Here is a 19,260-nt window from a genome sequence, read left to right as displayed (position 1 = left end):
TTTTGCATAATATGCTGTATAACGATTTATACCAATAAATGGCAAGCAATCGTATGGATAAGTCCATCGTACATATCGGGTTTATCATACATTGGCACATGCCAAAGGAGGATTACCTGTGCAACGAATGAGAGCCGGATTAATCGGATGCGGCAATATTAGTTCTATTTACTTCACTAATCTGCAATCAAGTCCGGTTGTCGAAATTGTAGCCTGTGCCGACATGGTGAAGGAACGCGCGGAAGAACGGGCAAAAGAGTTTGGTATTGAAAACGCCTTCACCTCGGAAGAAATTCTCAAGCAGGATGATATTGAATTAATTATCAATCTGACCATTCCCGCAGCGCATGCGTCTGTTAATTTGGCAGCCCTTGCAGCTGGTAAGCATGTGTATGCTGAGAAGCCGTTCGCCGTTTCGCTGGGCGATGGCAAACGTACATTGGAAAAAGCGAAAGAAGTCGGTAAACGCGTCGGCAGTGCGCCGGATACATTCCTCGGAGCAGGAATCGAAACTGCACGCAAAGCGATTGATGACGGTCTGATCGGGCGTCCGATTGCCGCCTCTGCCTTTATGATGGGGGCTGGGCCCGAATCCTGGCATCCTGATCCTGAATTCTTCTATGCGCCGGGTGGGGGTCCAATGTTCGACATGGGACCATATTATTTGACCGCGCTTACAAGCTTACTTGGATCGATGACACGAGTTAGCTCGTCAACGGGCATTCAGATTCCTGATCGTAAAGTGCATACCGGACCAAAAGCAAACTCGCCGATTCGTGTACAAACGCCGACGCATCTAGCAGGCACGATTGATTTTGAAAATGGTGCGATTGCTACGCTAGTCACCAGCTTTGATATTCCGGGCGGCTCGCAACTACCACGTATTGAGATTTATGGTACTGAAGGCACGCTGGATATTCCTGATCCAAACTTTTTCGACGGTGACGTTCGTCTGAAGCGTCCAGGCGCAGAGAGCTACGAGATTGTTACACCGGTATTTGAGCCGGTCAGCAATGAGCGCGGCAAAGGGCTGAATGAGATGATATCTGCTATCCACGACAATCGCCCGCATCGCGCTAGCGGAGAACTGGCATTTCACGTCTTAGAAGTGATGCATGCGTTCCAGCGTTCTTCATTGGAAGGCAAGCATGTCATCATTGAGAGTCGTGCCGGTTATCGTCAGGGCAATGTGTATTAACCAATCGCATCATCCATTTTGCATACACCTGCTCGCTATATCTTAGATACAGCGACAGATACCACACATAGCATAACAGTAAATAGCAGTACTAGCATCTGGAATCGACATCATCGCATGTTTCAACCAAACTACCTACAGGAGTGAATTCTATTATGTTAAAAGTTGGATTGCAGCTGTTTACCGTACGTGAAGATCTGGAACGCGATTTTGAAGGTACGATTGAAAAGATTGCTCAACTCGGTTATCAAGGTGTAGAGTTTGCTGGATTTTACGGACGCAGTGCCGACCAAATTAACGAATTGCTGAAAAAGAACAATTTGGAAGTGGTCGGTTCCCATACGCAATACAATGATCTTCTGAATGACGCTCAATCGCTGATTGATTATAACAAAGCGATTGGTAACAAATATATTATTGTTCCTTATCTGTCTGAGGAGCAACGTGGCAATTGGCCAGAGATCTTTGCGAATCTGCGTAAGTTTGCAGAGGTTTGTAACCAGAACGATGTAGTTCTGCTGTATCACAACCATGATTTTGAATTTACAGAGAAGATCGGTGACAGCACTGTATTCGATGCTCTGTATTCCGAATTGCCTGCTGATCTGATTCAGGTAGAGCTGGATACAGCATGGGTACAGTATAGCGGTTACGATCCGATTGAATATATTGACAAATATGCTGGCCGTCTGCCGCTCGTACACTGGAAAGACTTCAAACGTACCGATGATGGTATTCAAATGATGGAGCTGGGTGAAGGCGAAGTGCCGGTTGCACGCGTCGCGGATGCTGCGGACAAAGCCGGAGCGGAATGGATCATTGTGGAACAGGACAACAGCCTGCAAGCTCCGATGCAAAGTATCGAGCAGAGTATCAATTGGGTGAAAAGCTATGGCGCCAAAGGAGGCGTCGTAAATGTCTAATCAGACATTGAATATTGGCATCATCGGCTGCGGCGGGATTGCTAACGGCAAGCACTTGCCAAGTCTCGCCAAGCAGCCGCTTGCCAAGCTCGTTGCCTTCTGTGATATTGTGCAGGAGCGCGCAGCGGAAGCAGCAGAGCAATACGGCGTTACAGGTGCCAAAGTATATACCGATTATAAGGAACTGCTCGCAGATGGCAGTATTGATGTGATTCACGTCTGCACACCAAATGATTCCCATGCTGTCATCAGTATTGCGGCATTGGAATCCGGCAAGCACGTACTCTGTGAAAAGCCGATGGCAAAAACGACTGCCGAAGCCCAGCAAATGGTCGATGCAGCCAAACGCACAGGCAAAAAGTTATCTATCGCTTACCAAAACCGCTTCCGTGACGACAGTCTCTACTTGAAGCAAATGGTCGAAGATGGCGATCTAGGCGATGTGTATTACGGCAAGGCGATTGCACTGCGTCGCCGCGCTGTACCGACGTGGGGTGTATTTCTGGATGAGGACAAGCAAGGCGGCGGGCCATTGATCGATATTGGTACCCATGCTTTGGATCTCACCTTATGGCTGATGGACAATTACAAGCCAAAAAGTGTTCTTGGTTCTACATTCCATAAGCTCGGTCCACGTCCGAACTCTGCGAATGCGTTCGGTCCTTGGGACCCAGAACAGTTTAAGGTAGAGGATTCAGCATTTGGCTTTATCACGATGGAGAATGGAGCGGTCATCGCGCTGGAATCCAGCTGGGCGCTCAATATTCGTCAATTCGGCGAAGCACAGACATTACTGTGTGGAACCGAGGGCGGTGCAGATATGAGTGATGGGCTGCATATCAACGGGGAAAAGAATGGGCGTCTGATCGACAGCAAGGTTGATCTCAACTCTGGCGGCGTTGCTTTTTACTCCGGCGATACGGAAGATGCTGGTGCACGCGAAGCTCGCATGTGGCTGGAAGCGATCATCAACGATACCGAGCCGCTGGTGAAGCCAGAGCAGGCATTGGTTGTTACGCAAATTCTAGAAGCCATCTACGAATCAGCACGCACAGGTCGAGCGATTGAATTGCAGCAGCAGGTAGCATCGGTATAAATGCTACGCTACTCGTCTATTTCGCGGCGAGAAGTTGTTGAACAACATCAACGCAGAATATAGGCAGCCTAAACAAAATTTTTTATATGACAGATAAGTAAAATTTTATTAACAAATTTCCTGAAATTTCAAACTTTATCGGTATGGAGTTCGTATTAATAGGTAGAAGATCATTCGAACCAATCAAACACAACATCCATTCCACTTTACCTAACAAAACAGTTGAACCAGGAGGAAACACGAATGAAATTGGGCGTATTTATGGTATTGCTGAACAACAAAAGCTTTGAGGAGGCGCTTGACTATGTTGCCGAAAAAGGCGTTAAGGCGGTAGAGATCGGTTCGGGCGGTAATCCGGGCGCAGTTCACTGTAAGCCGGACGAATTGCTGGCAGATGCAGGCAAGCTGCGCGAGTTCAAAAAAGCGGTAGAATCTCGTGGTTTGATGATTAGCGCATTGAGCTGCCACGGCAATCCGCTGCATCCACAAAAAGCGATTGCTCAGGAAGCACATGAGGATTTTGTTAAATCAGTTAAGCTGGCTCAAAAGCTGGATGTACCAGTCGTGAATACGTTCTCTGGTTGTCCGGGTGACAGCGACAACGCTAAATATCCAAACTGGCCCGTAGCACCATGGCCAACGGATTACAGCGATCTGCTGGACTGGCAATGGAATACGAAAGTCATTCCATACTGGACGGAGAATGGCAAGCTGGCTTCTGATCACAATGTCAAAGTCGGTATTGAGCTACACGGTGGATTCTCCGTGCATACCCCAGGCACAATGTTGAAGCTGCGTGAAGCAGCAGGCGAAGCGATTGGAGCGAACCTTGACCCAAGTCATATGTGGTGGCAAGGGATCGATCCTGTCGCAGCAATAAAAATTTTGGGGAAAAATGGCGCAATTCATCATTTTCATGCTAAAGATACGATCACGGATACCGATAATATGAATATGAACGGTGTAACGGACATGCACTCCTACGCGGAGATGAACGATAGAGCATGGCAATTCCGTACCGTCGGTTATGGTCACGATTTGAAAACATGGGCAGACATTGTCAGCGCCCTGCGCCTGGTAGGTTACGATTACGTTGTTAGCATAGAGCATGAAGACGGATTAATGTCCGTAAACGAAGGATTTACTAAAGCCGTCCACAACTTGCAGCAGGTTATGATCGAAGAAGAACTCGGCGAGATGTGGTGGGTCTAAACAACAGGGAGGCAGTAACAGTATGATTAACGTAACAGTCTGGAATGAGTTTGTACATGAGCAAATCCGCGATGATGTAAAAGCCGTATACCCGGATGGAATTCACAAAGTACTCGCAGACGGATTGACCAAAGAAGGCTTCGCCTGCCGCACAGCAACGCTGGATCAGGATGAGCACGGTCTGACGGAATCCGTTCTGAACTCTACGGATGTTATGCTCTGGTGGGGCCATACTGCGCACGACCTGGTCGACGACGATATCGCCGAAGCAGTCGTACGACGCGTAAATGAAGGCATGGGTCTCATTGTGCTTCATTCTGGACACTTTTCCAAACCATTCAAACAACTGATGGGCACCAGCTGCGATCTGAAATGGCGCGTAGCCGACGAGCAGGAAATCCTATGGTGTGTCAACCCGACGCATCCGATCGCACAGGGCGTTAACCCTTCGATCACACTGGACAAAGAAGAAATGTATGGTGAATTCTTTGATGTACCAGCGCCGGATGAACTGGTGTACCTGAGCAACTTTGAAGGCGGGGAAGTATTCCGCAGCGGCTGTACGTATCGCCGTGGTCACGGGAAGATCTTCTACTTCCGTCCAGGTCATGAAACGTACCCTACGTATTACAATCAAGATATTATGCACATCATTGCCAATGCGGTACGCTGGGCATATCCTGCCAGCAACGCACGTCCAGCATTTGGACGTACCGAACCGCAACGTGCAATCGGCAGCAGCAAACTGACCGTATAATATTGTCAGCTGCGTCGGCATAAGGGAAGGGTTAGTACGCCTGCCGATAAGGATCGGCAAGCCCACTTTGATCATACTGTATGCAACCTGTTGTGATTGAGCAGATGGACGGACGGGACGCCTAACTTTTATGTAATGCCATAATAATGAGATAGACGAGCATGATTTTCAGGGTACGTCTGCATGGTTGATTCCGACCAGCAGACGTACCTTTTTGATTGTTGTAGCTAGTACTAGGATTGGGGTAATAGATTCATAAGCTATGGGGAGATTTTTATGACCGGTTCATTCTTTAAAACCGGATACCCGACAGGCAAGAGGATTAGGTATGTCTGAGGAGGGGTTTGCATTGATGGAATATAGGAACAGCCACGACTCTGCTTTTGCAATTGGTCATGTTCCTTTGCCGCCAGAGCTAGTACAGTCCTGTCTCAAGCGTGTCGAAGGGCTGCGGTTAGAAGGGTTTTTGACCGGATTCGGCAAATGGCCGGGTTCGCTGATGCTAGTTGGCGAAGCGCCGGGAGCCAACGAAATTCAGCAGGGACGTCCATTTTGCGGACAAGCAGGCAAGGTGCTGGACGGCTATCTGGATCATTTACAATTGACGCGCGATGATTTATACATTACGAGTGCGGTGCGTAGTCGTCCGTATCGTGACAAGCCAGTGAAGAATCACCCAGAGCGCCTCAGTCGGGCGAATCGTACACCGACCAGCAAAGAAGTGCTGGCATATGCACCCATTTTGGATTATGAGATTGCTACTGTACAGCCGCAGGTATTGATCACACTGGGCAATATTGGGTTGCACCGATTGATCGGCAACAGCACCAGCGTATCGCAGATTCATGGACAACCACGGCAGACTGCGATTCGGCAGGTAGACCCGTACCATCCAGAACAAGGATACACGTGGTCGGAGCAGTCTTATTGGGTGTTTCCGCTCTATCATCCAGCAGCAATTCTGTACAATCGTTCGTTAGAGCAGACCATTCAGGAGGATCTGCATCGATTGCGCGATTTCATTCACGAAGTTATAAAATATAAGCCGGAACAATGATTTATTATAGGTGGTTATGTCCAGCGCGAACTGGTGTAAATATACGACAGAAACCGCTGAAATCGGTAGGTTTTCGTTTTATTATAGTTAAAAATATGTTAAACTATATATGCTAACTTATTGTAAGTTTACATTGAGAGTTCCGGTACGATAGGCAGGATGATATCGGGCTACGGACCAGTAAAGAGGTGAAACGATGGAACAGCATCAGCTGGGTTTATGTCCGCGGTTTGAGACAGCGTTCTCTTTTCTCGGGAAACGATGGAACGGCCTGATTATTCAGTCCCTGATGAGCGGACCTAAACGGTTCAAAGACATATCCAATCTCATCCCGATGATGAGCGACAAAATGCTCTCAGAGCGTATGAAGGATCTGGAAGCAAGCGGTATTTTGTTACGCCAGGTCTATCCGGAGACTCCGGTACGGATTGAGTATGAACTGACGGAAAAAGGACGCGCCCTGCAGCCGGTTATGGATCAAATCCAAAATTGGGCGGAGCAGTGGGTAGACTAATACGTCGATCAGGCTGATCTGTTGGAGTTTCGGCCATACAAAAAAAGCTTTCCCCGGTGAATGCCGGTGGAAAGCTTTTTTGCTATATGAATCTATCTGGTTATACGTAGGGGGAGAGGGGATTAGATGCGGCAGACTTCTTTCGGGCATAGTTCGCAATGACACACTTCCTGCAAAGCCTCCAGATCGTGAATAATGATCATGCCATGCTCGTATTCAATCGTATCTTTTTTACGCAAATCGCTCAGCATCCGGTTGACGCTCTCACGGGTAGCGCCGATCATATTCGACAGATCAGTATGTGTAATTTTTTTATTGATCAGGATCGAGCCGTCTTCATTATAATCTTCGCCATACGTATTGCTCAGACGAATGAGCGTCGAGCAGAGTGCACCTGGTTTGCCGTACAGCATCAGGTCACGTACTTTGGTTTGAGTCAGACGGTGGTGTGTACCCATCCATTTCATAAAATCAATCGCAAAGTCACAGTGCTGACAGATGATCAGCTCCAAGTCTTTATGATCGATTACCGCAACCTCGGTATCCTCTAACGCTTCCGCAGTGAAGCCCAGACGCGTACCCGAGAACAGATCTGCCTGTCCGATCATATCGCCATTTTGGTACATATACAGAATGAGTTCTTTACCTTCGTCAGTCGATTTGGTTAGTTTTACACGTCCGCTTTTAATGTAATATAATTTGTCCGAAATATCGCCTTCCCAGAACAGATGCGAACCGGCAGGCACATTGCGCTCCGTTGCATACGATAAGAGTCGCTCCATATTGACGGGCGAGAAGCTAGTCGTATTGCTGTTTTCGTTCTGAGTCATGCGTTCCATTTGATTATTCATGATTCGTCCTCTCCTTTTGTCCCCATTATACGTAGAAAATAACCAGATTGCATTAAATTATAGGAAAAATTAGTAAGAATATTTCTGTTCTTCCATATGGTACTCTTAATCATATCGGTGAAAAGAAAGAAAACATAATATAAATAACTTTGTGATTATTTTCACTTATAGTATACCTCTACTTAATTTAAAATGCAAAAAGAAAAAACAGAAAAAAGAAATTTTTAAAAATTAAAATTGATTGTGAAAAAAATCACATTATGATTTATGTCTCTATGCTATGATCAGTGCGTAGACAAAAGCAACACACATTCTGAGGAGGATGAGAGAAATGGCTGTAAAAAATGATGCCGCTCGTACCGTTGAATTGACTGCACAGGAAGAGATTCAAAAGCTGATCGACAAGGGCAACAAAGCCTACAACGCTTTTATGAAAATGGATCAGGAGCAAATCGACAACATTGTACAGGCGATGGCGCTTGCCGGGCTAGACAAGCATATGCACCTTGCTAAAATGGCAGTGGAAGAAACAGGCCGGGGGGTATATGAGGATAAAATCACCAAGAACTTGTTTGCTACCGAATATATCTACCATAGCATCAAAAATGAGAAAACAGTCGGCGTGATTGAAGACAACGCGTATGACAGTTTCCAAAAGATTGCTGAACCAGTTGGAATTATCATGGGGATCACGCCTGTAACGAATCCGACATCTACAACAATGTTCAAGGCATTGATTGCAATCAAAACGCGCAACCCAATCATCTTTGGTTTCCACCCATCTGCACAGCAATGCAGCCGTGAAGCTGCTCGCATTTTGCTAGAAGCAGCTGTCAAACATGGTGCACCTGCTGACTGTATCCAATGGATCGACAATCCGTCGATGGACAAAACAAACGCGCTGATGAATCACCCTGACGTAGCACTCATTCTGGCTACTGGTGGTGGTGCGATGGTAAAAGCGGCATATAGCTGCGGTAAACCTGCACTGGGCGTAGGTCCGGGTAACGTACCTGCATTTATTGAGAAAAGCGCCGATCTGAAACAAGCGGTAACTGATCTGATCCTGTCCAAATCGTTTGATAACGGTATGATCTGTGCTTCCGAGCAAGCGGTAGTTATTGAAGAACCTGTTTTCGATCAAGTAAAAAAATTGATGATCGACAACGGCTGCTATTTCCTCACCAAAGAAGAAGTCGGCAAACTGACTGCCGGCGCAATGAATGTGGACAAATGTGCAGTGAATCCAGTCATCGTCGGACAACCTGCCACCAAAATTGCTGAAATGAGCGGAATTACCGTTCCTGCTGATACCAAAATTCTGGTAGCCGAGCTGGAAGGGGTAGGCACCAAATATCCGCTATCTGCTGAGAAATTAAGCCCTGTACTGGCTTGCTATAAAGTAAAAAATGCTGATCAAGGCATCGAACGTGCGGCTCAAATCGTAGAATTTGGCGGCATGGGTCACTCTTCGGCGATCCACTCGAACAATGAAGACGTAATCCAGAAATTCGCGGATCGTCTGCAAACAGGACGGATCATCGTTAACTCGCCTTCGACCCACGGCGCAATCGGTGACATTTACAATACGAACCTGCCTTCGCTGACACTGGGCTGCGGATCGTATGGACGCAACTCGACATCGTCGAACGTCACTGCCGTCAATCTGATTAACATTAAAAGGGTGGCTCGCCGTACCGTGAATATGCAATGGTTCAAAATCCCATCGAAAGTATACTTTGAAAAAGGATCGACGCAATACCTTGCCAAAATGCCGAACATCAGCCGTGTAGCGATTGTTACTGACCCGATGATGGTACAGCTCGGTTATGTGGGAAAAGTAGAGCACTATCTGCGTCAGCGTCAAACGCCAGTAGCTATTGAAGTATTCTCGGAAGTGGAACCTGATCCATCGACAGCAACGGTAGAACGCGGTCGTCAAATGATGGAACGCTTCCAGCCAGACTGCATTATCGCACTGGGCGGCGGTTCGCCAATGGATGCTGCCAAAGGTATGTGGCTGTTCTACGAATATCCAGATGTAAGCTTTGACAACCTGAAACAAAAATTCATGGATATTCGCAAACGGATCTACAAATATCCAAATCTAGGTCAAAAAGCACAATTCGTTGCCATCCCAACCACATCGGGTACCGGTTCGGAAGTGACTTCGTTCGCTGTTATCACCGACAAAGAAAAAGGCAATACCAAATATCCATTGGCAGATTACGAGCTGACTCCAGACGTAGCGATTGTCGATCCCGAATTTGTATACAGCCTGCCACGTGTAGCGGTAGCGGATACTGGTATGGACGTGCTGACTCATGCTATCGAAGCCTATGTATCGAATATGGCGAATGACTACACCGATGGTCTGGCGATCAAAGCGATTCAGCTGGTGTTCCAATACTTGGAGCAATCGGCACTGACTGGCGACAAACTGGCACGCGAGAAAATGCACAACGCTTCGACCATCGCTGGTATGGCATTTGCTAACGCATTCCTTGGCATCAACCACAGTCTGGCGCATAAATGGGGCGGTCAATACCATACCGCACATGGACGTACCAATGCGATTCTGATGCCACACGTCATCCGTTACAATGCGAAAAAACCGACCAAGTTTGCATCGTTCCCTAAATATTCGCACTTTATCGCTGACGAACGCTATGCCGAAATCGCCCGTATTCTGGGACTGCCTGCTCGTACGACAGAAGAAGGTGTGAATAGTCTGGTCAACGCGATTCGCGATCTGAACCGCAAACTGGGCATCCCTGAGACATTCCAAGAGCTGGGCTTTGACGCGAAGGACTTTGAATCGCGTGTAGATTATTTGGCAGACCGTGCCTTTGAAGATCAATGTACCACTGCCAATCCGAAAATGCCGCTTGTAACCGAGCTGGCTGATGTATACCGCAACGCGTTCTATGGCAAATTTGAATAAATGACCAGCGGCTCGACAGAGCCAAAGCTGGAAATGAATCGTTGCCATGATCCTATAATTGCCTAATGTGTTCGATGTAGTTTCTCCTCCCTTTATGATAGGCTGCTGTCATCCGCTGTGAGTACGGATTGACCGCAGCCTTTTTTCTTATTCTGGAAAGGAGGTGTTGCTCGTCATCCCATATCCTCTGCGGAATATAATTTGAAGGAAGCGGAGTGCATTTCAAATTGCAGCAGTTCCATTTTATATTGTTCAAAAGTACGGCAACTGTATCGGGATTTCTCGTCTTCCTGTATCAAGTCAGTAGAGTGTAGGGGATGTGGACTATTGTATTTTTTGCATATGTCCGTCGCTAAGGAGGTGCATCTGTATCATATTTAAAATTTTGCTGTATCAATGACAGAAAGTGATAAAAATCATAATGAGACGCCATTAATGTGATAAAAATCACATCAATATGATCCATCATCCTGCATAATAAGGACATAGCCGGAACACAACGAACCGGCGCTGAGACAACCAAGTCAATGTCATAACACAATTTGTGATTTTATTCACAAATAATGGAGGGATTATCAATGTCGGTAATCGAAAGAAACGTACAGGATCAATCACAACAACAAGCCTGGAGAGGTTTTCACACAGGTAAATGGACCAATCATGTAGACACAAAAAACTTCATTGACGAAAATATTAAACCTTATGTTGGCAACGAAAACTTCCTCGCAGGTCCAACTCAAAATACAAATGACCTGTGGAACATCGTTTCCCAGCTGTCCAGAGAAGAACGCGAGCGTGGCGGTGTATGGGATGTAGACGTGAATACACCAGCTTCCATCGTATCGCACGGTCCGGGCTACTTGGACAAAGACAAAGAGCAAGTTGTCGGCGTACAAACGGATGCACCTTTCAAACGTGCGATTCAGCCTTATGGTGGTATCCGCATGGTGATCGATGCTTGTAAAGCATACGGATTTGAAGTTCCACAATCCATAATCGACATTTTCACTAACATTCGTAAAACGCATAACCAAGGTGTATTCGATGCTTACACTGCTGAGATTCGTGCAGCACGCAAATCCGGTATCGTAACTGGTCTGCCAGATGCTTATGGTCGTGGACGCATTATCGGTGACTATCGCCGTGTAGCGCTGTATGGTGTAGACTTCCTGATGAAACAAAAACAACGTGAGCATGACGAAACACTGGGCGAATACATGGACGAAAACACCATTCGCCAACGGGAAGAAATCAGCGAGCAATACAGAGCGCTGAATGAACTGAAGCAAATGGCAGCCGAACACGGCTTCGACATTTCCAAACCAGCACAAAATGCTAAAGAAGCGTTCCAATGGTTGTACTTCGGTTATCTGGCAGCTGTGAAAGAACAAAACGGCGCAGCAATGTCGCTCGGACGTGTATCTTCCTTCCTCGATATTTACATTGAACGCGATGTAAAAGAAGGCACACTGACTGAAGAACAAGCACAAGAACTAGTTGACCATTTTGTTATGAAACTGCGGATTGTGAAATTCCTGCGTACACCAGATTACAACGAACTGTTCAGTGGTGACCCAACATGGGTAACCGAATCAATCGGTGGTATGGCAGTCGACGGCAAAACTCGGGTAACCAAAAGCAGCTTCCGCTTCCTGCATACCCTGTACAATCTAGGTCCTGCACCAGAACCGAACCTGACTGTTCTGTGGTCTGAACAACTGCCAGAAGGCTTCAAAAAATATTGTGCCAAAGTTTCTATCGAAACAAGCTCTATTCAGTATGAAAATGATGATCTGATGCGTCCGATCTATGGTGATGACTACGGTATTGCTTGCTGCGTATCCGCGATGCGTATCGGTAAACAAATGCAATTCTTCGGCGCACGTGCCAACCTTGCCAAAACATTGCTGTATGCGATCAACGGTGGTAAAGACGAGAAATCCGGCGCACAAGTAGGGCCTGAATTCCCAGCGATTACTTCCGAGTACCTCGATTATGATGAAGTGCTGAACCGTTACAAACCGATGATGCAATGGCTGTCGAAAGTGTACATGGATGCACTGAACATCATCCACTTCATGCACGATAAATACAGCTATGAGCGTATCGAAATGGCACTGCATGATCGTGACATTCTGCGTACAATGGCTTGCGGTATTGCCGGTCTGTCGGTTGCTGCTGACTCCCTGAGCGCTATCAAATACGCGAAAGTGAAACCGATCCGTAACGAACAAGGCATCGCTGTTGACTTTGAAATTGAAGGCGACTACCCTTGCTACGGTAACAACGATGATCGTGTCGATCAGATCGCCGTAGAGCTGGTTGAAACCTTCATGAGCATGATTCGCCAACACAAAACGTACCGTAACGCACTGCCGACTCAATCTGTACTGACCATCACATCGAACGTCGTATATGGTAAGAAAACAGGTACTACACCAGACGGACGTAAAGCAGGCGAACCATTTGCACCGGGTGCGAACCCAATGCATGGACGCGACAAAAAAGGCGCACTGGCATCCCTGAGTTCCGTTGCTAAACTGCCATACGAAGATAGCCTAGACGGTATCTCCAACACCTTCTCCATCGTGCCAAAAGCACTGGGTAAAGAAGAAGAAATTCGCAAATCCAATCTGGTGGCTATGCTGGATGGCTACTTCGGTAGTGACGCTCACCACTTGAACGTCAACGTATTTGACCGTGAACAACTGATGGATGCGATGGAACATCCAGAGAACTATCCACAGCTGACCATTCGTGTCTCTGGCTATGCGGTTAACTTTATTAAACTGACTAGAGAGCAACAGCTGGACGTAATCAACCGTACGTTCCACAGCAACATGTAATTACGCAGCATATTCAACCAACACATCAACGCTTGCAGGACATGTCATATGTAACAGCAATAGACATGTCCTGCAAATCACTCATAATGAAAGGGGCTGAATGATCATGGTAACAGGCCGTGTTCACTCGCTGGAGACCTTCGGTACTGTCGATGGTCCAGGTATTCGATTCGTACTATTTATGCAGGGGTGCCTGATGAAATGCCAGTATTGTCATAATCCCGATACCTGGAATCTAGACGGCGGCAAGGTGATGGAACTGGAAGAAGTTCTTTCCGAAATCCAGCCTTACCTGAATTACTATCGCAGCTCCGGCGGCGGGCTTACCGTCTCTGGTGGTGAACCGACACTACAAGCCCCTTTCGTCAAAGCATTGTTCAAAGAGGTCAAAGAACGCTGGAATCTGCACACAACCCTCGATAGCAACGGCTACAATGATGGGGAAAAGATTCACGAGCTGCTAGACGTGACCGATCTCGTTATGCTGGATCTCAAGCATATCAACAATGAAAAGCACAAAAAGCTAACGGGCGTATCCAATGAGCGTACACTGAAGCTGGCACAGTGGTTATCGGATCATGGACGTAAAATGTGGATACGACATGTTTTCGTACCAGGCATCCACGATGCGGAAGAAGACCTGATCGCATTGGGTGAATTCATCGCTACCCTACATGGTGTGGAGAAATTCGAGATTCTGCCATACCACCAGATGGGCATCTACAAATGGGAGTCGCTTGGTCGCCTCTATCCGCTGGACGGCGTACCTTCACCGACAGAAGCCGAAGTAGAACGCGCGTATCGCCTGATTGAGCAGGGCAGACGTCAAGGAGCCTGCGTATAAGATATATCTGTTTGTATCATCCTCATGTATGAAATCGTGTGTATTCATAAGTCTACCGCTTCACCTCATGGGCACCCTGTCTTCGGACGGGGTGTTTTTTTGTACAGTTTGTCCAATTGTTGTAGGAGTGAGTGGACTTTATACTGGATTACAATACATACACTACCGGATCGCCAAGTGTACGGGTCCGCAGGAGGGATACAGATGTCGCAATGGACGATGGATAAGTGGACGTTGGAGCAGAAGATTGGACAGTTATTCGTATGCGGATTTCATGATATTGTGCCGGATGCTCAAGTGAAGCAGTTGATTGCAGAGTATCAGATTGGCGGGGTGATTTATTTTCGCCGCAATATTGGTACACCGCAACAGATTCACCGACTATCGGCAGAGCTACAGCAGCAGGCGCATGATCAGGGCTTGCCACCGTTACTGATTACGATTGATCAGGAAGGTGGTATGGTTAGCCGGATTGATCAGGAGGAATTGAGTCTGATTCCGGGCAATATGTCGCTGGGGGCTACGGGTGATCCGGCTTGGACAGCGCAAGCTTCCTCGATTAGTGCTCGTGAGTTGCGTGCATTAGGGATCAATGTGAATTTTGCGCCCTGTGTCGATGTGAATAACAATCCGCGTAACCCCGTCATTGGCGTACGCTCATATTCAGAAAAGCCAGACGTTGTCGCGGCTCACGGTGCAGCAGCGATCACCGCTATGCAAGAGCAGGGCGTAGCTGCGACCGCCAAGCATTTTCCGGGGCATGGCGATACAGAGGTGGATTCGCATTATGGACTGGCTTCGGTGCCGCATGATGTACAGCGTCTGGAGCAAATAGAACTACTGCCGTTCCAGAAGGCGATTGCTGCTGGCACTGACCTGATCATGTCCGCGCATGTGATGTTCCCAGCATTTGAACCGGACTCTATACCAGCGACGTTGTCGCATCGTGTGTTAACGGGACTACTGCGTCAGCAGCTGGGTTTTGACGGTGTGATCGTGACCGACTGTTTGGAAATGCACGCGATTGCGAAGCATTTTCCCATTCCCGAGGCGACCGTGATGGCATTGGAGGCAGGAGCGGATCTGCTGTTAGTTAGCCATACGATAGAAGACCAAATCGCTGCGATTCAAGCGGTGCGGCAGGCGGTAGAACAGGGACGTATATCTGAGCAGCGGATCGATGAATCAGTTGCACGGATATGCAAGCTAAAAGCCAAACGGAATATGGATCGTGAGCCAGTCAGCGAACAGGAACTAATGACGATCCTACGCAATGAGGACAATGCCAATATATTGCGTTCCATCGCTCTACACAGCATCACTGTAGTTAAGGATGATGATCAGCTACCGCTTCAGCCTGCAACGGATGGTAAGCAGGGGTTGGTCATCTGGCCACAGCTATCGCGTCGTACAGAAGTAGCTGAGGCAGTGGGACATGATCGCAATCTGGCGGAGGTACTGACAGCACTTGGCTTGCCAGCAGAGCGCTTAATAATTAGCACGGAGCCGGATGCAGAGGAGCGAGAACAAGCCTTGCAACAGGCACAGCAGGCTGGCTTTGTGGTGCAGATTACGTACACCTCCGCAGGGCAGCTGCCAGAACAACAAGCGCAACTGGTGCACGCTCTGCATGAACAATTGCAGATACCTCTGATCGTCGTGTCGATGCGTAATCCGTATGATTGGAATGAGCTGCCAGAGCTACGTACCTATATCTGTACGTATGAAAATCGGAAATATGCAGTGGAGGCATTAGCGGCGGTGCTGGCAGGAACAGAAACCGCTACAGGCAAGCTTCCAGTCAGCTTGAATCCAGGTTATCTGGTGCAAATTTGACTTTGTCTGTCGCCAGCGCATATCATGTGAAGCATAACCTTTAGCGAGATGTTCAAAGAATCTTTATTTGCGCATGCCGAACGAGATCATGTATTCCTGTTCCGGTTATGCGACGAATAAAGTACAAACGCCAGTGCGTGTAACAAAGCCTGTCGATCTACGGATGGACAGGCTTTTTCGATGTGCAGGACGTCTAGGTATATGGCTGTAATGGCATACAATAACTTACATATCCTATGAAAATAAGCTCAAGTACCCCTAAATGTAAATGTGAACGAATTGTGAATACATGACTTTTAATGAGTGATTGCGATATTCCAGAGAAACTTTTCAAAAAAAGTCGCGTCTTATTAATGTGTCATACAAGCGTCGAGTTTACAGACGCGGGGGGACAATGGAATTTTGCCTTTGCAGCAACCGGCTTCCGACCTGCGAAGGGGAAGGGAATTGTGCCTTTCAGGGGGAGTTTTTCTTTGACATCTCGGTATAGAAAAAAAGATACAAGAAGGAGTCGAACGATGAAATTCAAGAAGAGCATACTAGTAGCTGTACTTGCCTTCACACAGGTTGTGGCAACGTTTCCTGCAGCGCAGGCTTTCGCAGCAGAAGGCGATACAGCAAATGGAGTTGTCCAACAGGATGTATATAGCGATAACTCTACTACGGATACCGTACAAACTGATCCGACAACAACGGGCGACGGAACAGGCATGGACGGCACTACAGGAACGGACGGTACAACCACGACGCCAACCACACCGGTTACGCCGACAACACCGACCACTACACCAACAGCACCTGTAACGACAACACCACAGGTGGTAACGGATGTGTATTCCGCAGGTCCGAACAAACTGATCTTTATGATGAACTCCAATCAGATTTACCGTGACGGCAAGCTGTATTTCTCCAATCAGCCGATGACTGTCAAAAACGGTGTATCCTATGTATCTGTGCGCGCACTGGTGGAACGTGTTGGCCTTACGCTTACATATGATTCCGTAACCAAAGAAACCGTCATGACCAAAGACGGCAAAGAACTGCGTTTCAAAACAGATAGCAAGTATTACACAGTGAACGGCGTACAATCGCTGATGAAAGGCGCATCGTTCCAGCAAAAAGGAACGTTTATGGTGCCGCTCACTTCCATCACTGCCGCACTGGGTATTCCGTATACAGTACAAGGCAAAATGGTCATCATGGATCTTCAGGTAAAACCGACAGCATCCTTTACTGTATCGCCTAAAGATGTCTATGCGACTCAAACAACCGTACAATACAAAACACAATCGAGTTCTTCCAACGGAGCTACCATTGTGGATGAGCGTTGGACTGGACGCGAGGACATCTTCGCTGATGCGGGCGCGCATGTTGTGACGTATCAAGTTCTGGATTCCAATGGACAATGGAGCGATCCGTACAGTGTAACGATCAATGTACTGCCTCCAAACCAACCGCCAGTTGCTATGTTCAATACCAACACCGACTCGTATCGTATGGGTGAACTGATCACGTATACCGATATGAGTACAGATGATGAGAATGCCATTACCAAAACGGAATGGGGCAACAAGCAGCTTGCATTCTTTACTCCAGGTCCACAAACCGTCACACTAACGGTAACAGACAAGCACGGCGAAACAAACACGTATAGCAAAACGATCAACATTACAGATAGCACATTGTACACAGCTGATGAGTTCTACCCGCTGTTTACACCAATCGGTGATTCCTTCGACTTTAACGGTGCAGAAGTACCGGGTCGCGCGATTACACCATTCGAAACCAGCTCTGAGCCGGTACGCCTGATCCGCAGTAACAGTCCAGAACGCGTACTGTCGGAAGGTATCGTTTATCAAGAAACCGCAACGGGTGCAACACGCTTCATGGTTCACCATCTGAACGAAACAGGCAAAAATGTAAAAATGTACATCGTTGCTACCAACACCAATGCTACACCGGCAAACCTGAATATTCAGGATGTTGGTTTTGGTGGACCGAACCCTTATGCAACCGCAGCGGGTAAAGTCTCGATCGATCGTTACTACAAATCCATTCAATCTGGTGCAGATGCTCAAACCGTAACCCTGCAACCGGGTCAAAGCCAAGTGATCTTCAATCAACTCAGCGCATCGACGATGAAAAACGACACCGTTATTTCCCTGTTCGGTGATCTGGTCAGTGATGCTACCGTTCAATACACCGTACTCATGGTGGATGAGAACGCTGATCCGCTGCAAGCGATGAACACTTTGCCAAAATTGGATCGCGACGGTATCCACAACCGCGGTACGTATGACAATGCGACTCGCATTATCCACGTGGGCGAGCTGATCGGCAACACAAGCGTTCGTCTGCCACTGGGCGACAACAACAGCGACCCGAACCTGACTGGTACGGACCCGCTGGCACAAACCGAAGCATCCAACGCTGGTAACTTTGGTGTATTGTACAGAATCAAGCTGGATATGGTAGCACCGAATACGCTTATTTCCTTTAATGCGCGTGGCGGACGCTATTCTGGTTATATTTATGTAAATGGCACCAGTACTCCGATCAAAAACAACGGTGGTACAACTAGCGCGAACGATAATGTTGTCATTTACCGTACCGGTACACTGGATACGGAATCAGTAGAAATTTGGTTTACAGCCGCACCGGGCAGTAACTTGCCAGTCAACCTGCTGTTTAACCAAATGCCAACCAAAAAACAATAATCAAGATCTGACACAAAGAATGTCTGCTCACAAACTTTGCCAGATCTCAACAACTGGAACCTACACCCGTACACCTCATGCGCATCCCTGCCTGTGATGTACGGGCTATCCAGTTCAAATAGCCGAAGCCGCGATTGCGGTTTCGGTTTTTTCTATATTGCATCCAATGAATGCGTTGGAATCAAAGCGGAATATCACAATACATAGGCTCCAACCGTTCAAATAATTCTTATGAATTCTAAGAAATATTCGGCATTACGCTCGTTTTCGTGTATAATAGTTATGATTACGAATAGTGTTATATCTACAGATCATGTATACGAAAAGTAGAGGACTGCCGGTATTGCAAGGTATGCGCTTTGCAGTCTATTTTTGTTTGAACTATGATGGATTTGATAAGAGTTAAAGGAACCAGGATATAGAAAATGATTATTTATAGAAGCGGGTTTCTGATCGTAGACGATT

General features: G+C 47.3%; 13 protein-coding genes. 12 read left to right on the top strand and 1 reads right to left on the bottom strand.

Features of this window, described 5'->3' with window-relative positions:
• The first annotated feature begins 118 nt into the window (after positions 1–118).
• The 7 genes from ABXR35_RS11255 (at position 119) to ABXR35_RS11225 (ending at position 6,757) form a co-directional block, all read left to right on the top strand.
• Positions 119–1,198 (top strand): Gfo/Idh/MocA family protein, encoded by a 1,080-nt coding sequence (locus ABXR35_RS11255; protein WP_367059649.1) that lies wholly within the window; start codon positions 119–121, stop codon positions 1,196–1,198.
• Positions 1,199–1,353: 155 nt separating this feature from the next.
• Positions 1,354–2,121 (top strand): sugar phosphate isomerase/epimerase family protein, encoded by a 768-nt coding sequence (locus ABXR35_RS11250; RefSeq protein WP_367059646.1) that lies wholly within the window; start codon positions 1,354–1,356, stop codon positions 2,119–2,121.
• Positions 2,114–3,217 (top strand): Gfo/Idh/MocA family protein, encoded by a 1,104-nt coding sequence (locus ABXR35_RS11245; protein ID WP_367059643.1) that lies wholly within the window; start codon positions 2,114–2,116, stop codon positions 3,215–3,217. The genes ABXR35_RS11250 and ABXR35_RS11245 overlap by 8 nt, the downstream gene beginning before the upstream one ends.
• A 243-nt stretch (positions 3,218–3,460) precedes the next feature.
• Positions 3,461–4,429: a sugar phosphate isomerase/epimerase family protein gene (locus ABXR35_RS11240; RefSeq protein ID WP_367059641.1), complete on the top strand. Its 969-nt coding sequence runs from the start codon at positions 3,461–3,463 to the stop codon at positions 4,427–4,429.
• Between the two features lie 22 nt (positions 4,430–4,451).
• Positions 4,452–5,186 (top strand): ThuA domain-containing protein, encoded by a 735-nt coding sequence (locus ABXR35_RS11235; protein ID WP_367059638.1) that lies wholly within the window; start codon positions 4,452–4,454, stop codon positions 5,184–5,186.
• 352 nt (positions 5,187–5,538) lie between these two features.
• Complete coding sequence (locus ABXR35_RS11230; protein WP_367061368.1) at positions 5,539–6,243, top strand: uracil-DNA glycosylase; 705 nt, start codon at positions 5,539–5,541, stop codon at positions 6,241–6,243.
• Between the two features lie 196 nt (positions 6,244–6,439).
• Positions 6,440–6,757, top strand: a complete 318-nt coding sequence (locus tag ABXR35_RS11225) for a winged helix-turn-helix transcriptional regulator (protein WP_367059636.1) — start codon at positions 6,440–6,442, stop codon at positions 6,755–6,757.
• A 122-nt stretch (positions 6,758–6,879) separates the two neighbouring features.
• On the opposite strand, the gene ABXR35_RS11220 is transcribed toward ABXR35_RS11225, so the two are convergent.
• Positions 6,880–7,608 carry a Crp/Fnr family transcriptional regulator gene (locus tag ABXR35_RS11220; protein ID WP_367059633.1) on the bottom strand — a complete coding sequence of 243 codons (729 nt, stop codon included), beginning with the start codon at positions 7,606–7,608 and terminating at the stop codon, positions 6,880–6,882.
• 331 nt (positions 7,609–7,939) lie between these two features.
• Between ABXR35_RS11220 and adhE the strand changes: the two genes are divergently transcribed.
• From adhE to ABXR35_RS11195, 5 genes are all read left to right on the top strand, one after another.
• Positions 7,940–10,552 carry a bifunctional acetaldehyde-CoA/alcohol dehydrogenase gene (gene adhE / locus ABXR35_RS11215; protein WP_367059630.1) on the top strand — a complete coding sequence of 871 codons (2,613 nt, stop codon included), beginning with the start codon at positions 7,940–7,942 and terminating at the stop codon, positions 10,550–10,552.
• Positions 10,553–11,130: 578 nt separating this feature from the next.
• Positions 11,131–13,398 carry a formate C-acetyltransferase gene (pflB, locus tag ABXR35_RS11210; RefSeq protein WP_367059627.1) on the top strand — a complete coding sequence of 756 codons (2,268 nt, stop codon included), beginning with the start codon at positions 11,131–11,133 and terminating at the stop codon, positions 13,396–13,398.
• A gap of 106 nt (positions 13,399–13,504) precedes the next feature.
• A complete protein-coding gene (gene pflA, locus ABXR35_RS11205) occupies positions 13,505–14,242 on the top strand; it encodes a pyruvate formate-lyase-activating protein (RefSeq protein ID WP_367059624.1) in 738 nt (245 codons plus the stop codon).
• A gap of 204 nt (positions 14,243–14,446) precedes the next feature.
• Entirely contained in the window at positions 14,447–16,078 is a 1,632-nt protein-coding gene (gene nagZ, locus ABXR35_RS11200; protein WP_367059621.1) for a beta-N-acetylhexosaminidase, read from the top strand.
• A gap of 518 nt (positions 16,079–16,596) precedes the next feature.
• Entirely contained in the window at positions 16,597–18,795 is a 2,199-nt protein-coding gene (locus ABXR35_RS11195) for a copper amine oxidase N-terminal domain-containing protein (protein WP_367059618.1), read from the top strand.
• Positions 18,796–19,260 lie beyond the last annotated feature (465 nt).

Source organism: Paenibacillus sp. JQZ6Y-1 (assembly GCF_040719145.1).
Taxonomy (GTDB): Bacteria; Bacillota; Bacilli; order Paenibacillales; family Paenibacillaceae; genus Saccharibacillus; species Saccharibacillus kandeliae.
The sequence above is the reverse complement of the archived record's forward strand: the minus strand, read 5'-3'. Positions and strand labels throughout refer to the sequence as shown.